This is a genomic window from Mesorhizobium sp. M7A.F.Ca.CA.004.12.1.1, from assembly GCF_003997835.1.
Lineage (GTDB): Bacteria > Pseudomonadota > Alphaproteobacteria > Rhizobiales > Rhizobiaceae > Mesorhizobium.
In genome coordinates this window covers 1-4960 of record NZ_RZRK01000471.1, presented here as the reverse complement: position 1 = coordinate 4960, position 4960 = coordinate 1, and the positions used below count along the sequence as shown (strand labels likewise).

6 protein-coding genes are annotated in these 4960 nt (G+C 65.0%); 4 read left to right on the top strand and 2 right to left on the bottom strand.

Going from position 1 to position 4960, the window contains the following annotated elements:
* The 3 genes from EN984_RS22765 to EN984_RS22755 all read left to right on the top strand — a co-directional run.
* A partial coding sequence (locus tag EN984_RS22765) for an FAD-binding oxidoreductase (protein WP_164765585.1) occupies positions 1-478 on the top strand: 478 nt, incomplete at its 5' end.
* A gap of 55 nt (positions 479-533) precedes the next feature.
* Positions 534-2135 carry an ABC transporter substrate-binding protein gene (locus tag EN984_RS22760; RefSeq protein WP_127269268.1) on the top strand — a complete coding sequence of 534 codons (1602 nt, stop codon included), beginning with the start codon at positions 534-536 and terminating at the stop codon, positions 2133-2135.
* A gap of 3 nt (positions 2136-2138) precedes the next feature.
* Complete coding sequence (locus tag EN984_RS22755) at positions 2139-3320, top strand: serine hydrolase domain-containing protein (RefSeq protein WP_236382751.1); 1182 nt, start codon at positions 2139-2141, stop codon at positions 3318-3320.
* Here EN984_RS22755 and EN984_RS22750 read toward each other — a convergent pair.
* Positions 3317-4030 carry a 3-keto-5-aminohexanoate cleavage protein gene (locus tag EN984_RS22750; RefSeq protein WP_127269269.1) on the bottom strand — a complete coding sequence of 238 codons (714 nt, stop codon included), beginning with the start codon at positions 4028-4030 and terminating at the stop codon, positions 3317-3319. The two genes, EN984_RS22755 and EN984_RS22750, sit on opposite strands and share 4 nt — an antisense overlap.
* A gap of 308 nt (positions 4031-4338) precedes the next feature.
* Between EN984_RS22750 and EN984_RS22745 the strand changes: the two genes are divergently transcribed.
* Entirely contained in the window at positions 4339-4545 is a 207-nt protein-coding gene (locus EN984_RS22745; RefSeq protein WP_127269270.1) for a hypothetical protein, read from the top strand.
* A gap of 54 nt (positions 4546-4599) precedes the next feature.
* Here the strand turns inward: EN984_RS22745 and EN984_RS22740 are convergent.
* The coding region (locus EN984_RS22740) for an EAL domain-containing protein (protein WP_164765584.1) at positions 4600-4960 on the bottom strand (361 nt) is incomplete at its 5' end.

Sequence of the window (4960 nt, the reverse complement as noted above, 5' to 3'; positions counted from 1 at the left end):
CCCCGCCTTCTTTTTCGACCCGCCCGCCGGCACCGACATCAGCGCCTGGCCGCTGGTGGTCGATTTGCATGAACAATTCTACTTCAAGCCCGATGCCGGCAGGCTGATCGGCTCGCTGGCCGACGAGACCGATTCCGAACCCTGCGACGCCTATCCGGAAGACATCGACGTCGCCATCGCCGTCGACCGCATCGAACAGGCGACGTCGCTGCGCATCGGCCGTCCGTCGACGCCATGGGCGGGCCTGCGCACCTTTTCGCCCGACCGCACGCCGGTCATCGGTTTCGACCCGCGCCTGCCCGGCTTCTTCTGGCTCGGCGGCCAGGGCGGCTACGGCTTCCAGGTGTCGCTGACGCTGGCGCGGCTGGGTGCGGCGCTGCTGCGCGGCCAGCCGCTGCCGGACGATCTCACGGCACGCGGCATCACCTCCGCCGCGCTTGCGCCCGACCGTTTCATCACCCCGGCGGCGACGCCATGAACTTCACCGGCCTGCCCTTCCCTCAACCCGTAAAGTGTCATCAGGAGCGTTTGCGATGAAATCCGTTCTGCGCGCAGTCCTTAGCTCGTCCTTGCTGGCCTCGTCCGTCCTTCTTGGCGGACAGGCCTACGCCAAAACCCTGGTCTATTGCTCGGAAGCCAATCCCGAAACCTTCAACCCGGCGATCGGCACGGCGGACTCCACCATGGATGCCGCCGCCAAGACGATCTTCAACCGGCTGGTCGAGTTCAAGCCTGGCACCACCGAGGTCGGGCCGGCGCTGGCCGAAAGCTGGGAGGTCTCAGCCGACGGCAAGATCTACACGTTCCACCTACGCCACGGCGTGAAATTCCAGTCGAACGACCACTTTACACCGTCGCGCGAGTTCAATGCCGACGACGTGCTGTACACCTTCAACCGCCAGCGCGACGCCAGCAATCCCTACCACAAGTTCGGCGGCGGCGCTTACGAGTACTTCAACGCACTGGGCATGGGCTCGCTGATCGACAAGATCGACAAGGTCGACGACCACACCGTGCGCTTCACGCTGACGGCGGCCAACGTCACCTTCCTGCCCGGCATTGCGCTCGACTATCTCTCTATCCTGTCGTTGGAGCAGACCGAAAAGATGGTCACCGCCGGCACGCCGGAACTGATCGATAGCGAGCCCGTCGGCACCGGCCCGTTCGTGCTGCAGGCCTATGTCCCCGACAGCCAGATCCGCTACGCCGCCAACAAGGATTATTGGCGCGGCCCGCCGAAGATCGACACTCTGGTGTTCGCCGTTACGCCCGAACCGACCACGCGCGTCGAGCGTCTCAAGGCCAATGAGTGCCAGGTCGCCGCCCCGCCCCCGCCAAGCGCCGTCGCCGATTTGCGCACCGATCCCGACATCACCGTGCTCGACCTCAAGGGTCAGAACATCGGCATCCTCGGCTTCAATGTCGAACACCAGCCGCTCGGCGATGTGCGCGTGCGCATGGCGCTGGCCAAGGCCGTCGACCGCAAGGCGATCGTCGACGCCGTCTATGCCGGCGCCGGCACGGTCGCCGGCAGCGTCGTGCCGCCGGCGCAGATCGGGGCCGTCACCGACGCCGGCATCGACTATGACCCGGATGGCGCGAAGGCGCTGCTGAAGGAAGCCGGCCACGAGAGCGACCTGAAAATCAGCCTGTGGGCGATGCCGGTATCGCGGCCCTACAATCCCAATGCCAAGCGCATGGCCGAGATGATCCAGGCCGACTGGGCGAAAGTCGGCGTCAAGGCCGAGATCGTCAGCTTTGAATGGGGCGAATATCTCAAGCGCACCGCGGCGGGCGAACAGGACGCCTATCTGCTCGGCGGCAGCAGCGACAATGGCGACCCCGACAACATGCTGAGCTACCTGCTGTCCTGCGACGGCGTGAAGGGCGGCTCCAACCGCTCGCGCTGGTGCGATCCGGCCTTCGAGAAGCTGCTGCAGGACGGTCGCGTCGCCGCCGATCCGAAACAGCGCGCCGACATCTACGCCAGGGCGCAAGCGATCCTGAAGGTCGAGGTGCCGGTGGCGCCGATCGCCCATTCGGTGGTGGCGATCCCGATCCGCAAGAGCGTGCTCAACTACGTGCTCGACCCCTTCGGCCGGCAGAACTTTGCCGCCGTCGATATGGCGGAGTGAAGCTTGGCGACCCTGCCCTCGGGCTCGGCCCGGGGACGCACCGACACCTATGAAACCAGCAATTTGGCGGCGAAAGCAGAATCCATGCGTGAAGACCTGAACGCCCTCCTCAAGACCTATCTCACCGATGGCGCGGTAGGCGCCTCGCTCGCCTACTCCACAGGCGCCGCACCAACCGCCCTCACTGCCGGCCTCGCCGACCGGGAGCATGGCATTGCCGTCTCGCCCGACCGCCTGTTCAAGATCGGCAGTTGCACCAAAACCTTCGTCGCCGCCGCATTGGTCAAGCTCGCTCAGGACGGCAAGCTCGACCTCGGCGCGCCGATCGCCTCCTGGTTTCCCGACCTCCCGGGAGCAGAAGACATTTCGGTGCGCCAGCTGATCAACCACCGCAGTGGCCTGCCCGAGTTCGAATATTACATTCCGATGGATCCGAGCCGGCAATGGACGCCGCAACAGCTGGTCGACATAGCCTTCGTTTCCGACAAGCAGAAGGCGCCGGGCGGGCCCGCCGTCTACAACAACACCGGCTATGTTCTGGCCGGCATGGTGATCGAGGCTGTCTCCGGCCAGTCGCTGGGCGGTTATGTCAGAAGCGCGGTGCTGCACCCGCTCGGCCTGACAAACACCTGGTCGCCGGCCACCGAAGCCTTTCCGGAAAAGTCGATGGTGCGTGGTTACTACCACCGCCCCCCGCCGCCAGCGAATGCGCCCACCGACATCGCCTCGGGCGGCGAGATGTGGCGCATGGATGGCGTGCTGCCCTACTCCGACGACTTGCAGGATTCCTCCGATTCCTTCCCGTTCGGCGCCGCTTATGGCTGCGGCGACATGGTGTCGACGCCGTCCGATATGGTGAGCTTCATGCGTGGTCTCTTTTCCGGAAAGCTGCTGTCGCCGCCGTTCTTCGCCGAGATGTTCGAACACCGCGTGCCGGCAAGTTTCCCTGGCACACGCATGCGCGAGACCGGCGCCGGCATGTTCCAGAGCGCCTACGCCGATCGCGCCTTCTACGGCCACCAGGGCAGCATCCCCGGCTACGTCGCCGTGATGCTGCACGACCCGCTGTCCGGCCTGACCATCGCCATGACCAGCAATGTCGGCTCCGGCAACCGGCTGTCCTTCCAGGCCAGTGGCCTCCATCCGGTGGTCGATAAGGCGATCAGGATCATTCTGGAAAACTAGCCGCGAAAGATCGCCACGGCGGCAGCGATGATCGCCGCGTTGTCCTTCGCCACAGTTCCATCGGCGAGCGTATTGCCGTCTTCCAGACCGACCCGTGTCGACCAGCGCTTGCGATGCGCAACCTTGACGAAGGGCCAGACAGTTGCATCGACGCCATGCAGCAGGATCGGCCGCCGTACCCCGGCGCGCTCGAGCACGGCGACGATGCCATGCGCTTCGTCGAGTGCAGCGGACAGGTCCGGGATGTCGATCTCGATCAGAATGCGCAGCACCTGGTCGTGGCCGGGAAGCGCTACGAAGCGCTCGGCATCGGCGACGACGGCAAGCCCCGCCTCGATGCCGACACCACGCTGGCGCAGCAGTTCCATCACGGCGGGCGCATCCGGTTCGGACAGGTTGACCGAAGCATAGTCGGGCAGGTCTCGCCAGCCGGCGATCGCCGTGCGGGTCCGCTCGACGTCGTTCTCGATCCAGGCGCCGGTCGACACGCCGACCAGTGTTCCCGGGCAGGTCCGGCGCACCGCCAGCACGGTGGCGTCGACGGCTGCCAGGCTTTCGCGCCCGTCAGTGCCGCGCGGATGGATGTGCAGTTCGGCCGCTCCAGCGGCGACGCAGGCTGCCGCATCGCTGGCCATTGCCTCGGCAGTCAGCGGCAGCTTCGGGTGGAAATCGCGCACGCGCGCGCCGTTGATGCAGGCCTGGACGATCATCGGTCTCACCTTGCGCAGGAAGTTGACAGTCTAATCACGCGGCGGTGAAGCCGCCAATCTCCCCCGTGTGGGGGAGATCTTCAATCTCATCAAGCGTGCAGGCTGCGAAACAGATCGAAAATCTGATTGTTCAGGTCGGCAGGACAGCGCCCCCCTTTATCCTGCCGGACATCTCCCCCACGGGGGGAGATTGGCAGCATCAACGCCGCGCGCCTCCCCGCAACATTCGGCGGCATTTGAATAAAAGCCGCTTGTGGATATTTACCCGGCGTTCCCTCGTCTCCGGCAAGGTCTTCTAGGGCGGGATCATGGAGGGACCATTGACCAGCGATTTTTCAGCCGCCCGCATCCACCTCGAACGAGCCTATCATTATCTGCAAGGCAACGACGAGACGAGTCGCGCGGCCTGTGAAGCGCTCGATCTGTTGATCGAAGCGGTGACGGAAGCGCAGCACAGGCGACCCGAGGCTGGAGTGCTGGAGTTTCCGCAATCGACGGCGCGGCGAACCGGATAGAATGCGGCGAGTTTCAGGTCAGTTCGGCCTGGCCTGAAACTCGCCGCACCCGGATCACGATGCCTTGCGGGCCGTCGCTCCCTTGGTCGCACGCGCGACAATTCGTTCCAGCGGCTCTGGCCGGTGCAGCAAAAATCCCTGGCCGAAGGCGACGCCCATGTCGCTCAACATGGCCAGCGTGTCCTGCTGTTCGATCTTCTCGCCGACCACGTCACAGCCGAGGCTGCGGGCGATGCTGGTGATGGCCAGCACGATCTCGCGGTCGAAACGGCTTTGCGTGATGTGTTCGATGAAGGAACCGTCGATCTTGATCGTGTCGACGGGGAACCGCCGGAGATATTCGAACGAGCTCATACCGGCGCCGAAATCATCGAGGCTGACCCGGCAGCGCCGCTCGCGCGCCTTGCGCACAAAC

Coding starts and splice junctions, on each gene's coding strand:
- EN984_RS22760 (WP_127269268.1), top strand. CDS start 534: ATGAAATCCGTTCTGCGCGCAGTCCTTAGCTCGTCCTTGCTGGCCTCG.
- EN984_RS22750 (WP_127269269.1), bottom strand. CDS start 4,030: ATGATCGTCCAGGCCTGCATCAACGGCGCGCGCGTGCGCGATTTCCAC.
- EN984_RS22745 (WP_127269270.1), top strand. CDS start 4,339: ATGGAGGGACCATTGACCAGCGATTTTTCAGCCGCCCGCATCCACCTC.